Annotated in this window: 15 protein-coding genes and 2 pseudogenes; 2 read left to right on the plus strand and 15 right to left on the minus strand. The window is 44.2% G+C overall.

All coding sequences use genetic code 11. The features are described from left to right. Positions 1-434 precede the first annotated feature (434 nt). The gene (locus H539_RS0120630; protein WP_026695095.1) at positions 435-3,185 is read right to left on the minus strand and encodes a hypothetical protein; all 2,751 of its coding nucleotides are present in this window, start codon (positions 3,183-3,185) and stop codon (positions 435-437) included. Between the two features lie 736 nt (positions 3,186-3,921). Beyond that, positions 3,922-4,242, minus strand: coding sequence for an Mpo1-like protein (locus tag H539_RS0120645; RefSeq protein ID WP_026695096.1), 321 nt, complete (start codon positions 4,240-4,242; stop codon positions 3,922-3,924). Positions 4,243-4,436: 194 nt separating this feature from the next. Between H539_RS0120645 and H539_RS32465 the strand changes: the two genes are divergently transcribed. Beyond that, positions 4,437-4,592, plus strand: a complete 156-nt coding sequence (locus tag H539_RS32465) for a hypothetical protein (protein WP_169816042.1) — start codon at positions 4,437-4,439, stop codon at positions 4,590-4,592. Between the two features lie 253 nt (positions 4,593-4,845). Here H539_RS32465 and H539_RS0120655 read toward each other — a convergent pair whose 3' ends face one another. The 8 genes and pseudogenes from H539_RS0120655 to H539_RS0120685 form a co-directional block, all read right to left on the minus strand. Continuing rightward, positions 4,846-5,670, minus strand: a complete 825-nt coding sequence (locus tag H539_RS0120655; RefSeq protein ID WP_026695097.1) for an STAS domain-containing protein — start codon at positions 5,668-5,670, stop codon at positions 4,846-4,848. A 146-nt stretch (positions 5,671-5,816) separates the two neighbouring features. Then, positions 5,817-6,395, minus strand: a complete 579-nt coding sequence (locus H539_RS0120660; RefSeq protein WP_026695098.1) for a TetR/AcrR family transcriptional regulator — start codon at positions 6,393-6,395, stop codon at positions 5,817-5,819. Next, positions 6,373-7,110 (minus strand): MBL fold metallo-hydrolase, encoded by a 738-nt coding sequence (locus H539_RS0120665; RefSeq protein WP_026695099.1) that lies wholly within the window; start codon positions 7,108-7,110, stop codon positions 6,373-6,375. Before H539_RS0120665 ends, H539_RS0120660 begins: the two co-directional genes overlap by 23 nt. 251 nt (positions 7,111-7,361) lie before the next feature. Beyond that, positions 7,362-7,574, minus strand: a complete 213-nt coding sequence (locus H539_RS0120670) for a hypothetical protein (protein ID WP_026695100.1) — start codon at positions 7,572-7,574, stop codon at positions 7,362-7,364. A gap of 375 nt (positions 7,575-7,949) precedes the next feature. After that, complete coding sequence (locus H539_RS0120675; protein WP_026695101.1) at positions 7,950-9,587, minus strand: glycoside hydrolase family 13 protein; 1,638 nt, start codon at positions 9,585-9,587, stop codon at positions 7,950-7,952. Positions 9,588-9,668: 81 nt separating this feature from the next. Continuing rightward, positions 9,669-11,351, minus strand: coding sequence for a glycoside hydrolase family 13 protein (locus H539_RS0120680; RefSeq protein ID WP_026695102.1), 1,683 nt, complete (start codon positions 11,349-11,351; stop codon positions 9,669-9,671). Positions 11,352-11,388: 37 nt separating this feature from the next. Continuing rightward, positions 11,389-11,502: pseudogene (locus H539_RS32900) on the minus strand (carbohydrate ABC transporter permease); the annotation flags it as partial. 87 nt (positions 11,503-11,589) lie between these two features. Further along, a complete protein-coding gene (locus H539_RS0120685; RefSeq protein ID WP_026695103.1) occupies positions 11,590-12,597 on the minus strand; it encodes a LacI family DNA-binding transcriptional regulator in 1,008 nt (335 codons plus the stop codon). Positions 12,598-12,812: 215 nt separating this feature from the next. Between H539_RS0120685 and H539_RS0120690 the strand changes: the two genes are divergently transcribed. Then, positions 12,813-13,745, plus strand: coding sequence for a catalase family peroxidase (locus H539_RS0120690; RefSeq protein ID WP_026695104.1), 933 nt, complete (start codon positions 12,813-12,815; stop codon positions 13,743-13,745). Positions 13,746-14,037: 292 nt separating this feature from the next. On the opposite strand, the gene H539_RS29225 is transcribed toward H539_RS0120690, so the two are convergent. The 5 genes and pseudogenes from H539_RS29225 to H539_RS0120715 form a co-directional block, all read right to left on the minus strand. Then, a complete protein-coding gene (locus H539_RS29225) occupies positions 14,038-15,300 on the minus strand; it encodes an MDR family MFS transporter (protein ID WP_051348712.1) in 1,263 nt (420 codons plus the stop codon). An 80-nt stretch (positions 15,301-15,380) separates the two neighbouring features. Next, positions 15,381-15,651, minus strand: a pseudogene (locus H539_RS31025) (carboxymuconolactone decarboxylase family protein); the annotation flags it as partial. 52 nt (positions 15,652-15,703) lie between these two features. After that, positions 15,704-15,889 carry a FeoB-associated Cys-rich membrane protein gene (locus H539_RS0120705; RefSeq protein ID WP_026695106.1) on the minus strand — a complete coding sequence of 62 codons (186 nt, stop codon included), beginning with the start codon at positions 15,887-15,889 and terminating at the stop codon, positions 15,704-15,706. A gap of 44 nt (positions 15,890-15,933) precedes the next feature. Next, positions 15,934-17,934, minus strand: coding sequence for a ferrous iron transport protein B (gene feoB / locus H539_RS0120710; protein ID WP_026695107.1), 2,001 nt, complete (start codon positions 17,932-17,934; stop codon positions 15,934-15,936). After that, positions 17,931-18,158, minus strand: a complete 228-nt coding sequence (locus H539_RS0120715) for a FeoA family protein (RefSeq protein ID WP_026695108.1) — start codon at positions 18,156-18,158, stop codon at positions 17,931-17,933. The genes feoB and H539_RS0120715 overlap by 4 nt, the downstream gene beginning before the upstream one ends. Positions 18,159-18,257 lie beyond the last annotated feature (99 nt).

Genomic DNA, 18,257 nt, shown 5'->3' on the forward strand with positions numbered 1-18,257 from the left:
TGTCCTTTAGACCCTTCCTCATGGACAAATCTCTGACTCTCTATGAAAATTTGTCCCTTAGAAACCCCTCAATTTAACAAAACCCATTTATATTATTGAATTGATCAAACTCAGGACGAATTGCGGTGCCAGGGACCAATAGAACTTAAAACCGATAAAAAAAGACTGCAGATAACTCAGCTTTTGAGTTAATCTGCAGTCTGGATAGCTTCGTATATTAACATTTTTTAAGATTGTTTTAAAAGATGTTGAGTAAATAAAAGTAATTAAATTAGGTTGGACTTCGTTCCAGGTAGGGGTTCCCGCGATTAGCATCAGCGGGACAGGTGAGACCCGCAGGCTCAAGCTTGAGGAGGCTTACCGCCCGCCCCGCGGAAAGCGGGCATCCTGGAACGCTACTACTTCAAAAGCAATTCATTTTTTAAAAACCTGCTTTAATAAATATACTGAACTTCCTTATCAACAATCATGATCCATTCGAATGAGCGGAGGCGTACTTCGAATAGGGTCAGTGGATCATAATAGGCTGCCGGGTCCTGTTTGAGGGCTTCCAGCGTCTTGGTGTTGCTGCTGATTGCTTTCTCGGTGTCTTCTATGACGGAGAGGAGTTCTTTATTTGGTTCTTTAAAGAACATTCTCATGTCTCTATTCAGCGACCGTTCGAACATGTCGAATTGGCTGAGAAACTTGTCTGTGACTTTTTTAGCTATTTCACTGTAGTCTTCGCTTTCGATATACTGCTTGTATTTGTTATAGACTGGTGTTTTATTTTGAGATATTGCCCCAAACAGCTTCCCAGCACTTTTCAGCAGGAACTGCTGAGGCGAGAATCTGTGCAAAATCTTCATGTTGTCGAGGTGGAAGCCTCCCGTCATCCGGTCAGAATCGCGCTGCCAGTCGTCGAGAACCTTGAAATCGCATTTCAGGGCAAGCTTCTCTTCTCCATACATCGAGTTAAATCCTTCTCTCATTTCATCAAGGAAAGTCTGGCTCTCATTGAACTCACCTGCTGCATTTTTGATCCATTCCTGCAGGGATAAATAGAATCTTGGCAGGATATCGCGGTCAATATAGCTTTCGATCCGTTCATTCATTTCGTCGTTCAGTTTTTCTTCAATGGTTGAGAAGTCGCTGTCCTCGTTGATAAAATCTGAGCTTTTCTTCAGGAGCTGAGGAATCTTCTCTTCCATTTCAGCCCTTACCTTGGCTTTGATAGAGGCAAAGGATTTCTCAACACGGCCTGCTTTTACTTTCTCAAGATCATCCAGCTGATGGGAAGCACCTTTTAGCTTGCTGAGGATATCAACATCCCATTGGACGGTCTTCTCCAGTCTTTTTTCCTGTTGAGACCGCTTTTCAATGAGGCCTTTGATGGTCTGACGGATATAAAATAGCAGCTTGGCTGTGCGTTCTTTTTCGAAATTCCCTTGTGAATAGCTTGTGCTGATGAATTCTCCCAGTTCCCTGAAGCCCTTAAAGCTTTCTTCCTCTGAAGAATAGCCAAATACATGCGCCTTAGGGAAATAGGCATTAATCAAGCTCCTGGTTTCTTCAGCAACCCGGTGCGCGGCATCCTTTCCATAATACGCATCCATGCTATTGATGACGAAATGGATCGGAAGGTCTGGGGCTGCTTCCCTGATTTGCATCAGGATGTCCCGCTCCTCAGCCGTGAATGGAGTATCTGCATTCAAGATAAACAACAGGCTGTCCGCAAAATGCAGGTAGTCGAACACAGGATTTCGATCAGGAGTAGCATCCGTGAACGCAGGTGTTTCCAATAACGATAACCCATTTTCTCTGAAGAATTTGGACGGCAGTTTAAATTCGATGATTTCAGATCTGTTCTGCCCACGTCCTGTCAGTTCATAAAAATCCTTATGGGTAATATCCTGGACCTGGGCATCCGTAATGCGCTGAATCGCGGTATCCTGATAATTTTTAAAGGCAATGACTCCAGTGGTGTCTGCATTCAATATGGACTGCCCTATTAAAGAATTGGAAAATGTAAATTTGCCGTTTCCTTTGGTTCCTGCCACCACAATATGTCTGGTCTTAAGGTCAAGAAGTTCCTGGATGATCCATTCATATTTGGAATCAATGACCGTATCATTCTTCTCTGCCCAAGAAACAATGGATTGATATAATTCGATTCCATTTTTAAGTGCATCATATTCTTTGCCAGTCCTATAGATCAGGTTTTCGGCCTGGTTGATCACATCCTGGCTGATGCTTTCCTGGAAAAGCTCGCTCCATGATAAAACTGCTGCGGAAGCAAACAGGATATCGGAGTCGTGAGCCAGTCCCAGCCAATTGGAGACAAGCCCCGGCACCATATGCTCCACTTCCTTCAGCGTGAAACGGCCATTCACTAGATAAGAATAGGTTTCTTTAAAGCTTGAAGAAAGCTGATGCCATGCGTGATTGCCAATTTCCATCCCAGCAAGGATACTGTTGATATTGATAATCCACTGAATATAGGATTCCTCATTTTTAAAGTGATTCCATAAGGCACGGACAAGACTTTCAAAGACCTCATCCCGGACTCCTTCTGCCGCATAAATGGCTTTATTAAAATAATCGGGGGCTGTCCCTTTGGCATGGCCGCTCCTGATATAGGAGATCAGAGTATTAAACCAGTCCTCATTTTTGGTGCGTGCCGATTCATTGACTGCCAGTTCAATGGCGCTGTCATAGTCCTTGTTTTCCTCAAAGAAGACGCGGGCTATTTCGGTCAAAGTCGGATAATCCGGATGAATCTGGACAATATCCTTAATCACCCTGTCAGCAGAGCTTATGTTTTCTTCTCTGATATAGAGTGAAAACAGCTGGAGAGCCACCTCTGCCTTAAGGGTCATATCTTCCGTTTCAATTGTTTTGTACATTTCCTCTGCCTTTGAGAAATATCCCTGGGCATAATAGGCATCACCAATGTTTTTTCTCGCCCAAAACTTCAGGGGGTTATCCACAAGCTCCCATTTAAAAACAGCAGATTCAAAGTCTTTATTCTTAAAATAGACCTCCCCCTGGGCAAAGCGGATGCTGGCAAGATCCGCAGATTCGTCTGCCTGTCCTGCCATCAGGGCTTCCCCGAGAATTGCTATTGGGTGAACCGTTTCATCATTATTATTTTGATAAAAAGAATTATAAAATGCCTTCTCGACTAATTGCTTTTCCAGTGTCATATTAAACCTCCACCATTCAGGAAAATAAAAATTTACATCTATTTTTATTATCCTTATATTGTAACAAAGTTTTTTTACAAAAATATTTCTGAGTATTGCAGAATGAATACAACTTTAACAGAGAAGCAATCCTCCTGAATTTCTCAGGAAGATTCGTTTAGCAGTTTCTTCAGAGGTTTTAAATTGGGGCTGCGATTAGAATCACTCATTTATTTTCCACTTATATCATATTTCAAACAATATATGCACGTAAAAAGCCTTTACCACTTTTGTACAAAAGAACTGCCCTGAGCAGGGCTCAGGGCAGCTCTTTATTATTTAGATTTTCCTTTAGGAGCAGTTACAGTGGCCGTTACCTTTGCTGTATTGCCGGCTTTATCTTTATTGCTAGGTAATCCCATCTGGCCATAGCATTAGTAAACTTTAACTTTGGGAATCGAAATCATCCAGCTGTTCATTGTTTTACTAGCAAAACCCATCCTTTTTTATCTGCAAAAATTCAAAAAATACCGGGCTGGCGTAAGTACAGGGTCTGCGGTCATCTTTATCCCTGGCTTTATCTGGCTCATCCAGCGGTTCAGCTGATTGAAAAAGGCTGCCATATAAGGATTAGAAGCCTTATGCGGCAGCCTTCTATGCTGAAGTCTGAACCTGCTGCGCCATAGCGGACTTCGGACTGCATCCCGCCCTTGAGCAGAGCTGTCCGAACCTTCTTGAATTCACGCTTCACGTTAGTTTAAGATGCCACTCTTTTCAATTCGTTATTAAGTCTGCCAGACAAAGTAAGACAGTACATCCGGAAATCCGCCCTGAGGGACCAGAATGGATGGCCGAAGGTAGCAGGCTTGTTGCCCTCTATAAAGAAATGGCTGATCCAGGCAAGTGAATAAGCTGAAACAGGGGCCAAAATCAGGATCCAAAAGTTCCATGTAATAAAAGATAGCAGGATAAAGACAAACACCAAGCTGGTCCCCGCAAAATGCCATGCCCTGGTTACAGGCTTTCTGTGCTGTGTAAGATAAAAAAGCCAGAATTCCTCATAATTTTTAAACTCCATAGATTCACTTCCCTTTTACAGATACTTAGTAATTTCATCATCTGTCATCTCAATACCTTCTATAGACCCCTAATAATTCATTATTTCAGGAAAATATAGGAATTAAGAAGGAGTTTTATATAGGAATATAGAATCATATATATCTAACTACATGTATAAACACCCCTATACAAAACCGATAAAGCAGGTGCAAAATGGAAAATAAGCCTATGTATTATGATGGAAGCGGCACGCTGAACCCTCCGCTTAGAAAAACACCCATCCAACACCAGATCACCCCGGAAATCAGAAAAGTAATCGGCTGCAATCCTTACAGCAGGCATACTGCAGAAAAGACTAATCAACAATAAACACTTTTTGAAAAGCAGACATCCGACCAGCATAAGGCGGGCAGCCCGTGGGAGCGTTTATCTTCCCATGGGCTGCTTGACTTATGACTCGAGGATGTCAGTTCGATGGATCAGGAGTTTCGCACCTTCCGCTCCAATCAACCTGTTTAATAATGAAATCGCCTCTCATATTTTTAAAAAACAACTTCTGCCTTATTTTATTAGTTTTCTGCCTGTTAGTTATAAACGCATGTGGTCTTAAGCAGGCACTGTTCTACGCTTTTGATGTCAAACTGTCAATCGCCTGTCTTACTGTCGCATAGGTTTTAATGGCGGTGAGGTTCAGGTTTTCTTTTGTGATAATCTGGGCCAGGTCGGGCCTGATTCCGGTGGCTATGGTGCTTACTCCAATAAGGCGGAGTACATTGTGAATGTCAAAGATGTACTTAGCGATGAAGGAATCGATTGTAAGGATACCCGAAAAATCCAGAATCAGGCAGGTTACTTTAAGTTTTGTGATTTTAGGGATCACTTTTTCTTGAATCACCGCAGCTCTGTCATAGTCAATGGAGCCAATGAGCGGCAGGATGGCTATGCCGTCCTGAATAGGAACAACAGGTGCAGACAGCTCCTGTGCTTCATTCCTTGCCTGCTTAATCATTTCCTCGGCATGCCGTTCAAAAGCATAAACGGTTTCATTGATGCTTAAGTCCAGGAAATAGTTGACTCGTGTAATGATGGTAACCATTTCGTCTGGCGAAAGGCTGTATTCCATGCAGATCGAAGATATTTTTTTGGTAAACACAATCCTTGTGTCAGGATAACGGGATAAAATGACAGATATCTGTCCGTTAACAGAGGCTTCCCGCTCGCCGTTCTCTTTACTCCATGAGAGGAGTTCTTCCGGGATTCTTTCTTCATTGCAGGGAAGAAATTCTCCTAAGAACTCAAAGAAATTTTCATAAATATGTTTTGCTTGCTCTATTTCACTATGAGGAACCTCAAACTTAAATCTGCTTGCTATTTCTGTGACAATTTCATTCGCCAGCCTTGATGCATGGTTAGAAAGATGTTCAGCAATATCTGTAATGGTAGCCAAATTTCATACACCCTCTACTTGTGATATCTAATATTATATAATATTTTTTCTTAGGCTAAATAGGGTATTTAATAGGATATGGTTCCCATCTTCTATTCCTTTCATTTTAAATTAATTACAAATGGAACAAGAAATAAAGAAAGCCTTCATTCATAAAGGCTTTTTTTATCCTCTTTTAACCCTTCAAGATAATACCGGATGATATGCTCCCGACTTTCTTCAAGGTCCGTATTCATTTGAAATTGATGCTTCAATTCCAAATATGCAAATCCATGCAGCAGGCTCCGAAGTCCCCTGATGGCATGGACTTTATGCTCTTCGCTTAAATGATAGGCACCCAGTACGCTGTACATGATGCTGAGAATCGCTTCTGAGGGGGCCTTGATGGCATCGTCCGAAAAATCCGTATAGCCCATGGTTGCCTCGTAAAGCTGGGGCTGAGTTCTTACAAATGAAAGGTAGGCAGCAGAAAGGCTGTATATCGCTTCATCCCCTGACTTTCCGATCACTGCCTGCAGTAAACAATTCTTGAATTCTGTCAGTCCCAGGACTGCCAGTTCTTTTTTGAGTCCGTTAATTCCGGCGATATGGTTATACAATGATGGAGTTTTAATCCCGATTCTTTTGGCAATTTCACCGAGTGAAATGGCATCCATTCCCTTTTCTTTCGCTATGGCCAGCGCCTCTTTCACTATACCGTCTTTATCGGCCAGTCTTTTTGGCATCTTCTGCTCCCCTGCATTCCTGCTGTAAATTTGATATAGCCTGAGCCATCGCTGCATCAGGATCATGCATAATTTTCCCGTGTCCGCAGGCAAGAACGGCTGGAGCCAGCTCTTTCAGCTTTCTTGCGCTGTCAAGGGCGGTTTCCTTATGCCAGGTTCCTATTGCGGGAAATGGAAAACGGAGGTTTTTACCGCCAGATACAGTCACCCTGCCCACGGAATGAAAAGCATCTCCTGCAATGAGCGCCCGGGTTTCCCTATGCAGGAGGGCGATGGACCCCGGCGTATGTCCAGGAGCAGAAATGACTTGTAAGGAACCAATCATGTCTCCCTCCTGTACCAGGATATCTGCTCTCGCCTTCATCTTCTTAGGCACTCCTCCCCGGATCTGAGCAGAAGCTTCACCGGGTTCAAGCGATCGGTCGCCGTCCATAAGCCTTGAATCTCTTCGGGAAATATAAATTTTTACATCACCCAGCTCTTCTTTCAGGCGGTCCAATGCTCCGACATGATCGTCATGAGCATGAGTCAGGATAATTCTTGTAATCCTTCTGCCCATTGATTCAGCAGCCTTTAAGATGCCTTTCCAGCTGTATGGAAGTGCCGCATCAATCAGTGTCAATTCATTTTCCTCTTCAACAAGATAGCAATTCACAGGAAATACCGAAGGAAGAAATGTGACCTGGCGAATAGGTCCAAATGGGGTAACCTTCAAGGGAAAACCTCCTAAACTAATGATATTAACATCATAACTAATATCGTTAGTTTTGTAAATCATTTCCTCTTATGGAAAATAATATTTTTTCGAAAAGGTTATATCAATAAAAAAGGAGCACCATGGAGAGAGCAGACCGCCCGTTTTTTGTTACAAGAAAACCTCGTAAGCTCCTAAGCTTAAAAGGCTCCTTAAGCCAAAAAGGCTGCACGCATAAGATGCGGCACAGCCTGTTGGCAACGGAAAGCTGTCTATAAATCAAGGAGATGCAGCAATCGTTCCCTTCCTGCCACACGGATTAACAGCGGAACTCTTGGTCCCTGGTTTCTGCCTGTCGTGAGCTGATAGATATGCCTGAATAACTGCTTCTTCCTTTTCCGCATCTTCTTTGAAGCACAGGTAAACACTTTGTGCGCAGGATACTTTTCTATTAATCGATTTGCAATCTCATATGCCCAATGCATTTAAACACGCCTTCCAGCATTTTTTATGTTGCGGACAAAATAAAAAACTCCCGCCTCCAGGATTCTTCATCTTGAGGGCGAGAGTTTGACTTCGCGGTACCACCTCAGTTTGCTTACCTGATCGCTCAGGATAAGCCTCATCAGGTACGGCATTCTATGCGATACCTTATCCCTGGAACGGGGGAACCCGTCGCAGCATCCCTAAAAACATCTTAGTTCCGTGCGAAGCTCAGAGGGTTTTTTCAGCAAGAATACCCTTCCCTCTTTTCAGCTGCCGAGGGTCTCTGTAAAGCTTCTTCTTACTTGCTCGTCTCATCATCTGCTTTTAATATTGAAATAATATTAACAAATTTTTCCCCGCGTACCAATGATTTATTAACCCATTTTCAATTCATAAATCCGGGCCTCGTGCGGCTGCAGAGAAAGTCCATCTCCCTCACTTTGAGGGTCCGGATAATTGGCGATTACGATTCTCTTATCCAAACTCTGGAACTTTTCAGGAATGGCTGCTGTATGCGTCTGGTCGGAATGGTTTAAGACGACCAGCCATGTCACATCGCCATAAGAACGTGTATACATATATACATGCTCATCTCCCTCCGACCAGTCGATGTAATCTCCGTACACCATGACTTCGTTTTCTTTTCTTAACGAAATAAGCTTCTTATAATAATAGAATACGGAATTTTCATCTTCCAATGCCTTCTTTACATTGATGTCCTTATAATTTGGATTGACTTTGATCCATGGAGTCCCTGCCGTAAAGCCGGCTTCAGGAGAGTCATCCCACTGCATGGGAGTTCTTGAATTATCACGGCTTAATAGAAGAAGGCTTTCAAAAACCTCCTGCGGATTCCCGCCCTTTTCCACCAATTCTGCGTATTTGTTCTTCATGGCAATGTCATCATAATCTTCAATGGAGTCAAATCGGACACCTGTCATCCCAATTTCCTCTCCCTGATAAATATACGCCGTGCCCGGAAGAGTGTGGATCATGGTGGCCAGAAGCTTAGAGGACTGCACACGGTACCCGCGGTCATTTCCATACCGGGTAACCTGCCTGGTATGATCATGGTTATTGAGGAACTGGGAATTCCAGCCCTTATCCTTTAATCCATTGTACCAGGCGGATTGTATTTCTTTATAGCGGCACATATCCCAAACCGCCATTTCATCGGCGACCTGGAAATGAAATAAGGTATTTAATTCATTCCGGTCCTCATGCACATACAAAAGGCCGGTTTCAGGTGTAACGAAAGGAATTTCTCCTACAGTCATGGCATCATAATGCTGAAGCACTTCCCTGTTCATTTCCTCCAGGTATTCATGGATGCCGGGATTGTCTGCGAGATAGCTGATATCATATGGGTCTGCCGCATCAGGAAAGCCCTCCTGCTTAGCCAGAAGGTTGATTACATCCATCCGGAAGCCATCGATACCTTTGTCCAGCCAAAAGCGCATCATTCTATAAATTTCCTTGCGGAGCTCCGGATTTTTCCAATTAAGGTCCGGCTGTTCGACAGCAAAGGAATGGAAATAGTACTGTGCGGAAGCCTGGTCCCATTCCCATGCCGATGGTGCAAAATAGGACCGCCAGTTATTGGGCTCCCTGCCCTCCTTCGGCTCCTTCCAGATGTACCAATCGCGCTTTGGATTTTCTTTGGAGGTTTTAGACTCAATGAACCATGGATGCTGATCGGAAGTGTGATTCACCACTAAATCCATAATCACCTTCATTCCCCGTTTGTGAATTTCACCTACAAGCCTTTCAAACACTTCCATGTCTCCCGCTTTTTCCATCACTTGATAATAATCTGCAATGTCATAGCCATTGTCCCGGTCTGGCGATCTATAGAAAGGATTCATCCAGATAACATCGATGCCAAGACTTTTCACATAATCAAGCTTTTGGATGACACCTTCCAGATCGCCAAAGCCATCGCCATTCGTATCATAAAAACTGCGCCAATAGATTTGGTATACAACCGCTTCTTTCCACCACTTCTTGTTCATTTCCATTCTCCTTTCAGTTGTGTGACAGCTCCCGTACTCTTTTAAAAAAGGACCCTTTAAAAGCGGTCCTTCATACATGAATTATTTAATTTTATATACCCTGGATTCATATGGTTTAAGAGCCAGTTTTTCTATAGACTCCTGCGGATCAACATTGTAATTGGCGATCAGCAGCTCCCTCGAATTGTGCTGCAGTTCATCGGGAAGGATAAATTCAGGAGATTCCCCGCTGAAATTACAGATCACAAGCAGCACTTCTTCTCCAAGTGTCCTTGTATAAGCAAAGATTTGCTCATCATCTTCCATCAGCAGATCAAATGCTCCATAGACGATCACTTCATTCTGCTTACGCATCTGAATCAGTTTTTTATAATAATAGAAAATAGAATGTTGATCCTTCAATACTGCTTCAGCGTTGATCTCTTTATAGTTAGGATTCACTTCAATCCATGGAGTTCCTGTTGTAAAGCCCGCATTCTTGCTGCCGTCCCATTGGATCGGTGTCCGTGCATTATCACGGCTGCGCTCATGTATGCCTTTGAAGATCTGTTCATGAGTGAGTGCTCCATCCGTTAAATCACGGTATGCATTCAGGGTTTCAATGTCCCGGTAATCCTCGATGCTTTCAAAGTGAACATTGGTCATCCCGATTTCTTCCCCTTGATAAATGTAAGGGGAGCCCTGCATCATATGAAGGCAGGTCGCAATCATCTTCCCTGATACCACCCTGTATTCCTCTGAATCATTCCCCCAGCGGGAAATGGCGCGAGGCTGATCATGATTGCTCCAATACAGACTGTTCCAGCCTTCATTTTCCAGTCCCTTTTGCCATTTTGTAAAGATCTTCTTCAAGTCAGTCAGCTTCCATGGATTTGGATCCCATTTGCCGAAGTTCCCATCACCTAAACCAACATGCTCAAAGTGGAAAACCATATTTAATTCATTTCGGTCTTCACCAGTATAAAGCTTGCCCTGTTCAACAGTCACTCCGGGCATTTCTCCAACTGTGATGGTATCATACCTGCTTAACGCCTCTTTATTCATTTCCTGCAGAAATTCATGGATACGGGGTCCGTTCATGTAATATTTTCCGCCGTCTCCATACTTATGGCCATCATGGATTTCACCCTGTGGATAGCTTGTATCCTTGGAAATGAAGTTTATGACATCCATCCGGAAGCCATCGATTCCCTTATCCAGCCAGAAGCGCATCATTTCATATACTTCCTGGCGAAGCTTTGGATTCTCCCAGTTTAAATCCGGCTGCTTCTTGCTGAATAAATGCAAATAATACTCTCCTGTCTGCTCATCGTATTCCCAGACACTTCCGCCAAAGGCAGCTCCCCAATTCGTAGGGGGTTCACCGTTAACGGGTTTTTTCCAGATATAGTAGTCCCTGTATGGGTTATCTGCAGATTTCCTGGATTCCTGGAACCATTCATGTTCATCGCTGGAGTGGTTCACAACCAGGTCCATCATGATTTTAATATTATATTTATGTGCTTCAGCAAGCATATAATCGAAATCTTCCATGGTCCCAAATTCGTTCATAATGTCCCTGTAGTCAGAGATATCATATCCATTGTCATCGTTCGGAGATTTGAAAACCGGGGAAAGCCAGATGACATCGACCCCTAATTCATTTAAATACGGAATCTTTTCTTTAATGCCGTTCAAATCTCCGATTCCGTCACCATTGCTGTCGTTAAAGCTTCTTGGATAAATTTGATAAATGATGCTCTCTTTCCACCATGTTTTATTCATAATATCCACTCCGATCGATTTGTTATTAAGGCAAAGCCTATTTAATAGATCCCTTCATGACGCCGCTGATGACCCAGCGCTGGGCAAAGATGTATACGATGATCATAGGGGCAAGTGCCATCAGGTATGCAAATGCAAGGTTATAGTCCGAAATCGTTTACGTAATTCAGTAAAAAAATAAGTTCCTACTGATCGAACTTCTACGTAAACGTTTACGCAAAAGTCCATAAAAGAAAGGTTACCCCTTTTCTTTTACACTTAGCCTTTCAATCATCTGATGGGGCATGATTCGGCTTTTTGCTGCCTCTCCCGATTCCAGCATGCTGAAAACCATCCTGGCTGCTTCCTCTCCCATTTTTATCAACGGCTGTTCTACCGTTGTAAGAGGAGGAATCGACATCTTAGCAATGCTTAAATTATCGTAGCCAATAATGGATAAATCGTCAGGCACTCTAAGATCCATCTGGTAAAGAGTAGAATAGGCACCTATAGCTAACTCATCACTTGCCGCAAAAATCGCTGTAAGTTCCGGGTTCTGCTCAAGTAACTTCCTGCTTCCCTCCACTCCATCCAAAAAGGCGAATCCTTCGCAATACACCACGTTCTTTTCATTAACCGATATGCCGTGATCTTCAAGCGCTTTCTTAAAGCCCTCTATCCTCGGTATTCCCGCAATGATGTCCATCTTGTTGCCGCTGATCATACCAATTTTCGTATGTCCCTTTGCAACCAAATATTCCGCAGCAGCATAGGATGCCTTGTAATCATCCACTTTCACATAAGGCACAGGATGCTTATGTGAAAGAGTAGCCAAAAGCACCATCGGTATCTTCATCTTACTGGTGAATTCATAGTATTCATCCTTTAAGATTCCACTGGTAAAGATAATACCGTCAATCCGCTTTTCATTCAGCAGCTGGAGATAATTCATGGTTTTTTCACCATTGGACTCGGTATGGCAGACAATTATGCTGGAGCCGGCTTCATTGGCTGCTTTTTCAATGCCATCCAGCACCTCTGCTACAAACATGCTGGACAAGGCCGGTACAAGCACTCCGATTGTATGCGTCCTTTTATTGACCAGCCCTCTTGCAACAGCATTGGGATGGTATCCCAGCTCTTCAATAACCGTCAAAACCTTCTTTTTGGTTTTCTCGGAGTAGCCAGTTTGATTATTGAGGATCCGAGAAACGGTAGCAATGGAAACATTGGCTTTTTTAGCGACATCCTTAATGGTATAGGGCATCTTCCCACCTGCTTTTCAATCTGACATCAATTCAACGAAAACGTTTACGTAGGTATAATAACATGCTTTAAAAACGCTTTCAAGATAATTTTTTTATTTTATTCCCGCGGCTGTTTGGAACGCTCAGAATTTGATAGGAGATTGTTTCTTCAAATGATAGTAACATTCCATAATTTTGGGTAAATAATTTGATACCATTGCTAGGAGGAGTGTATATGAAGCTGTCAGAAACATCGCAAAGGGACCTTGCCGGCAAGGCCATAGATCATATAGAAACAATCGGAGGAAAATTCCCGGCTCTAAGGAGGGCGCATGCCAGAGGCTGCTTCTATGAAGGCATATTTAAACCGAACGGCCGTGCAGCCGGGCTGACAACGGCTCCTCATCTTCAAAACGAAAAAGTCCAGGCGATCATCCGGTTTTCAAACAGTTCAACGAATCCCGGCCACAGTGATGCTCTCACCCCTCCCAAGGGGATGGCCGTTCAATTCAAGCTTTCCGGCGGTTCTGTTACCAATTTGGTATGCACCAGCATTCCGATATTTTTTGCACGGACCCCAGAGTCTTTTACCGAGATCCTGCAGCTTGCTGCTTCTCTTAAAAAGGGGAAACCTGATGTAAAATCCATGCTGAAGATTGCCGCAAAATATCCGGAAAGCAAAGGCTTCTTTGAAATGCTTCAGGAAATCCGCCTGCCTGCAAGCTATGCCATGGCACCTTATTATTCTATCCATGCCTTTTATCTTATCAATCAGGAAGGCAAGCGAACCCCAGCCAAGTATATATGGAAGCCGCATGCCGGAATCAGCATGTTCACCAAAAAAGAAGCAGCCGGGCTTATGCCGGATTATCTGGATGAGGAAATGCAAGAAAGAGTGGAAGCGGGGCCGGTTGGATTTCAGCTCTTCCTCCAGATTGGGGAAGAGGATGATCCGATAGACGACCCCACAGCCGTCTGGCCTGGAGGAAGGCAGCAGATCCACATCGGTGATTTATTCATCAATCAAAAGCTCATGCCCGCTCCTGACAGCCTTCTCTTTGATCCAACCATCCTCCCTCAGGGGATTGAATGCACACCTGATCCCATCCTGCAATTCAGGCATGCGGCGTATGAAAACTCTTATCGCCGCAGGACGGATATGAATTGAGGATTGCCGGCAGGTGATTCCCTGGATACTAAAAAAAGGAGCTCTCCGGAAAGTCAGGTAAAAAGATCAGAATCCTGTTCTCAATGAAGTAACCAGCAAAAGAAAATTAAACAGAGAGATTCCGGTCGGATTCTGAACGGAATCTCTCTGTTTATTTATCAACCGGGTGCATAAATCCTCGAATCGACAATTCCTTGAGGGAGAAATCAGCCGAATAAAACCAAAAGCAGGTGGAGTACTTTTCGTTTTTCTCCATCCGCTTTTAGTTAGCGTTTTATTGACAGCCCCCTGATTATACCGCCCTGCCCGCCTGCTTTTTCACAGTACTGCCGGCATGCTTCTTTATCACCAGGCTGAATAGTGCGAATGATAAAAACCCGCAGAGGACATAAACCAGTGACATCCCCATGGATCCAACTGCCGCTCCAAGGATGATCCCTCCTGCTCCAATCAGCTTGGCCCCCTGGAATACCAGGCCATTGATCGCCATATAAGCCCCTCTGGCATTCTCCTCCATCAACTCCGCCATCATGGACTGCCTCACCGGGATATAAAGCATTTCCCCAATGGTCTGGATCAGTCCTGCCGTCAGCAGGATCCAGATTGAATTGCTGCAGGCCAGGACCGCATAGCCGGCAACCTGTGTCAGGATGCCAAGGAATAATACATCTTTTTCTCTGTATTTCCTGACCCAGCCTGCAACCGCCACAGTGAACAATACAATGATGAAGGTGTTCTCGGTTGTCAGGAAACTGAACATCCGAATGCCGTCAATGTGAAGATCTGTTCTGAACCAGTCCAGTGCCGCGGACGGAAATTCCTTTTCAAGCCTAATGGAAATATAGTTATTCCTCTGCATCTCGAGGCCCAGAATAAAAATGCTGGCAAGGGAAAAGACCAAAAACAATGAATTATGCATCACCGCTTTATAGCTTAGCGCCATGTCCTTCCAGATGTTTACCTTTACTGGATTCGCCGCCGGCTTATAGCTGTCAGTCATCAAAAATATAACCAGGAGCAATGTGAGTACTGCTACTCCTGTGACGGCAAGAAACAGCTCGAATTTATGAGTTTTAAATAAAAATCCGCCCATCAGCGAGCCGATCATGATAGAGGCATTAATGGCCCAATAGTTGATACTGTACATAAAGGTCCTTGTTTCTTTGGTGCTCACATCAATCAGCATCGCCTCTGCCGCCGGATTGATAAAGCCCGAACTGATGCTGTTTACAAGCATCATGGCGAATGTCACCCATACCGATTCCATCCATGGGGAATTGGCTGCGGCCATGACAGTAAATGCTCCCGTCGTCAGCGCCTGCCCTGCAACAAGCACCTTTTTCCTTCCAATTTTATCAGTGATATATCCCCCGTAAAAACCGGAAAGAATGGAGGCTCCAACGTTAATCAGCAGGAGGATACCTGCCAGGGCATCCCCAAGCTCCTGTGCAAAGTAAATCGCCATGAACGGAAAAATCATGGAACCTACGATTCTTGTTAAAAATGAAGTTAAGATTCTAATTTGAATATTGCGGTGAAGTGTAAAAAATGTCATGGTTCCCAGCTCCTTTTTCCCAGTATAGGGTAAAAAAGGAGGAAAAAAAAGGATAGACTTAACTAAAAAATGTCCCCTTTTTATGCTTTTGCTTCCAAAATTCCCCGTTCCTCAAAATTTCCCTTAGCGGTAAAATTAGCATTAAGAACCCTCGGGAATTCTGTATTGGAACACAATGAACAATCGCTTCCGTCACCCGGGAGTAAGGCCTGCATTAAGCGCAGCCTTTATATGTACCTTTTGCTGCGGCTCACATCCTCCCTGTGTGGTCAGAGCCGCAATTGTGATGAGCTGCCGCTGCTTTAGTTCCAGTCCTTCCCGCGAATAGATATCCCCAAAGACGAATTCCACCCCCTAACTAAAAAGGGCCCAGCCAATACTTTCTAGCTGTGCCCTTTTATAATTAACTTAATTTTTTATTTGCCGCCCACATATTGGGCTCGCCTTGAACTGCACTGCAGGCGGACTTACAGTTTTTGCTTAAGGAGCAGGCCGCGCATTTTCCCTGCCTGCTTTTTACTACATGTTTATACAGGGTAAAGCCGGCGTATCCAAAGATGATGGCGCCAATCAATAGATTGATGATCATGCAAGATTCCCTTCCTTCTGCAAAGTTTCTCGGGGCAAAGCTTCTCAATATCCCAGCAGACGACCGATTTGATAGATGACAAGCGATACAATATAGGCAATGATCAGCGCATATACAATGGAAAACCACGTCCATTTTGCCGATCTTGTTTCGTTTTTAATGACTGCAACCGTGGCCAGGCATGGCACGTACAGCAGTAAAAATGCCATGAAGCTGTAGGCTGACAGCGGAGTGAAATGATGTGCCATGATTCCCTGCAAAGTCGTTAAGTCAGGGGCTGCATAAATAATATTCATGGTGGAAACAACCACTTCTTTGGCCAGGAAACCTGTCAGGAGGGCAGCACCTGCCTGCCAGCTGCCAAATCCGATTGGCTCGAACAGAGGGGCAAGTACTCCTCCAATCATCGCCAGGAAGCTTTTATCCATAGATACATTGAATCCAGCAGGACCCGCATAGCTTAAGAACCAAATGGCAACTGAGCCTCCAAAAATGAAGGTCCCGGCTTTCTTGATGAAGCCTTTCCCTTTTTCCCAGGTATTGCGGAGCAGCGACTGCCATTGCGGGAAACGGTAAGGCGGCAGCTCGATGACAAACATGGAGCTTTCATTTTTCAAAAGAGTGGATGAGAAAATCTTGGCCAGCAAGAGGGCAATGATAATTCCCAACAGATACAGGGACAGCACAATCAATGCCTGATTATGTGTGAAAAAAGCTCCTGCAAAGAGACTGTATACCGAAAGCCTTGCAGAGCAGGACATAAGCGGTGTCAGGATCACCGTCAAAAGCCTTTCCTTAGGCTGCTCGATTGTCCTAGCCGCCATGATTCCAGGCACATTGCAGCCGAAGCCGATAATCATCGGGATGAAGGCCTTTCCGTTCAGCCCTACACTTTCCAATACTTTATCCATCACAAGCGCAATCCTGGCCATATAGCCGGAATCCTCAATGAAGGATATCAAGAAAAATAGAATCATAATCTGCGGAACAAACACCAGTACCCCGCCGACTCCTGCCACAATTCCCTGAAGGACCACCGCCTTGATAAAATCGGATGCCCCTGCTGAATTCAGCGCGGATCTTAGAAAGTCTGTTACCGTTCCCGTCAGAAAGCCGTCCAGCATATCTGACAAGGGGGTGCCCAGCCAGTCAAATGTCAATTTGAAAATTAAAAACATGAACAGAATGAAAATGGGAATTCCTAAATATTTATTCGTAACAATGGTGTCAATCCGGTCCGACAGTGTATAGGAAGCTGATGCTTGGGTTTTGACTGCTGACGAAAGAATTTGATCAATATAAGCTGATTTAACCGTCCTGATATAGTAAGGCAGTGATTTAGAAGCATGCTTCACCGCATTTTCGGCTTCTGAATAGATTTCTTGCAGCTGCCGATGGGAGATGTGTTTCTCCAGAAGCTCCTTAACAACCGTATTCCCCTCAAAGAATTGAAGGGCCAGCCATCTTGAAGGCGGAAATTTTTCGTCTTCAGGAAATAATCCGCTCAGCCTGTGTATGGAGGCTTCCAATTCAGGCCCATAATCCAAGATCAGCGGTTCAGAGCTGCCGTTCAATCCAGCAAGCATCCCTGAAAGCTCCCGGCAGCCCTTCCCTGTACGGGCAACAATGGGTTTTACCGAACAGCCAAGCTGTTCTGAGAGCTTTCTTTCATCAATCACGAGTCCTCTTCCCCGCGCGACATCAATCATATTCAGGCCGATAATAATCGGCTTGCCGTACTCCAGCAGCTGAAGCGTTAAGTATAGGTTTCTTTTAATCTGTGAAGCGTCAATAATATTAAGTATGCTTGTGAATTCCTCATTCAATAGGAAATGGGTGGCTACTGCCTCATCATTCGAAAGTGGATTCAGCGAATAAATGCCGGGCAGATCAATGATCTTTCCCTCTTTGCTTTTCAATACGCCTACTTTCTTTTCAACCGTAACTCCGGACCAGTTTCCCACATACTCATATGAGCCCGTCAGTATATTGAACAAGGAAGTTTTACCGGTATTTGGGTTTCCAGCCAGCGCTACTTGAATCATGATACTTCAACCTGAATCAGCTTTGCTTCCTTTCGGCGGATGCCGATGGACTGGCCCCCGGCTTCAAGAGCAAACGGACCTCCAAATGGAAGTATGCGCTTTATTGAGATTTCCGTTCCTTCTATAACACCAAGGTCTAAAAGACGTCTTTTTACAAGAACATTCACTTTTTCGATATCGAGTATCTTTGCTCTGCCTCCAGGCTGCAGCTCCGTCAGTACCATTGATTCCACCCCAATTTCATATCAGCTGTTTATATCCATAAACCTCAACAACAGAGATTTCTAAACGACAATGATAATTATTATCAGTGATCTTATTTT

Source organism: Peribacillus kribbensis DSM 17871 (assembly GCF_000430765.1).
In the GTDB taxonomy this organism is placed as follows: domain Bacteria; phylum Bacillota; class Bacilli; order Bacillales; family DSM-1321; genus Paraperibacillus; species Paraperibacillus kribbensis.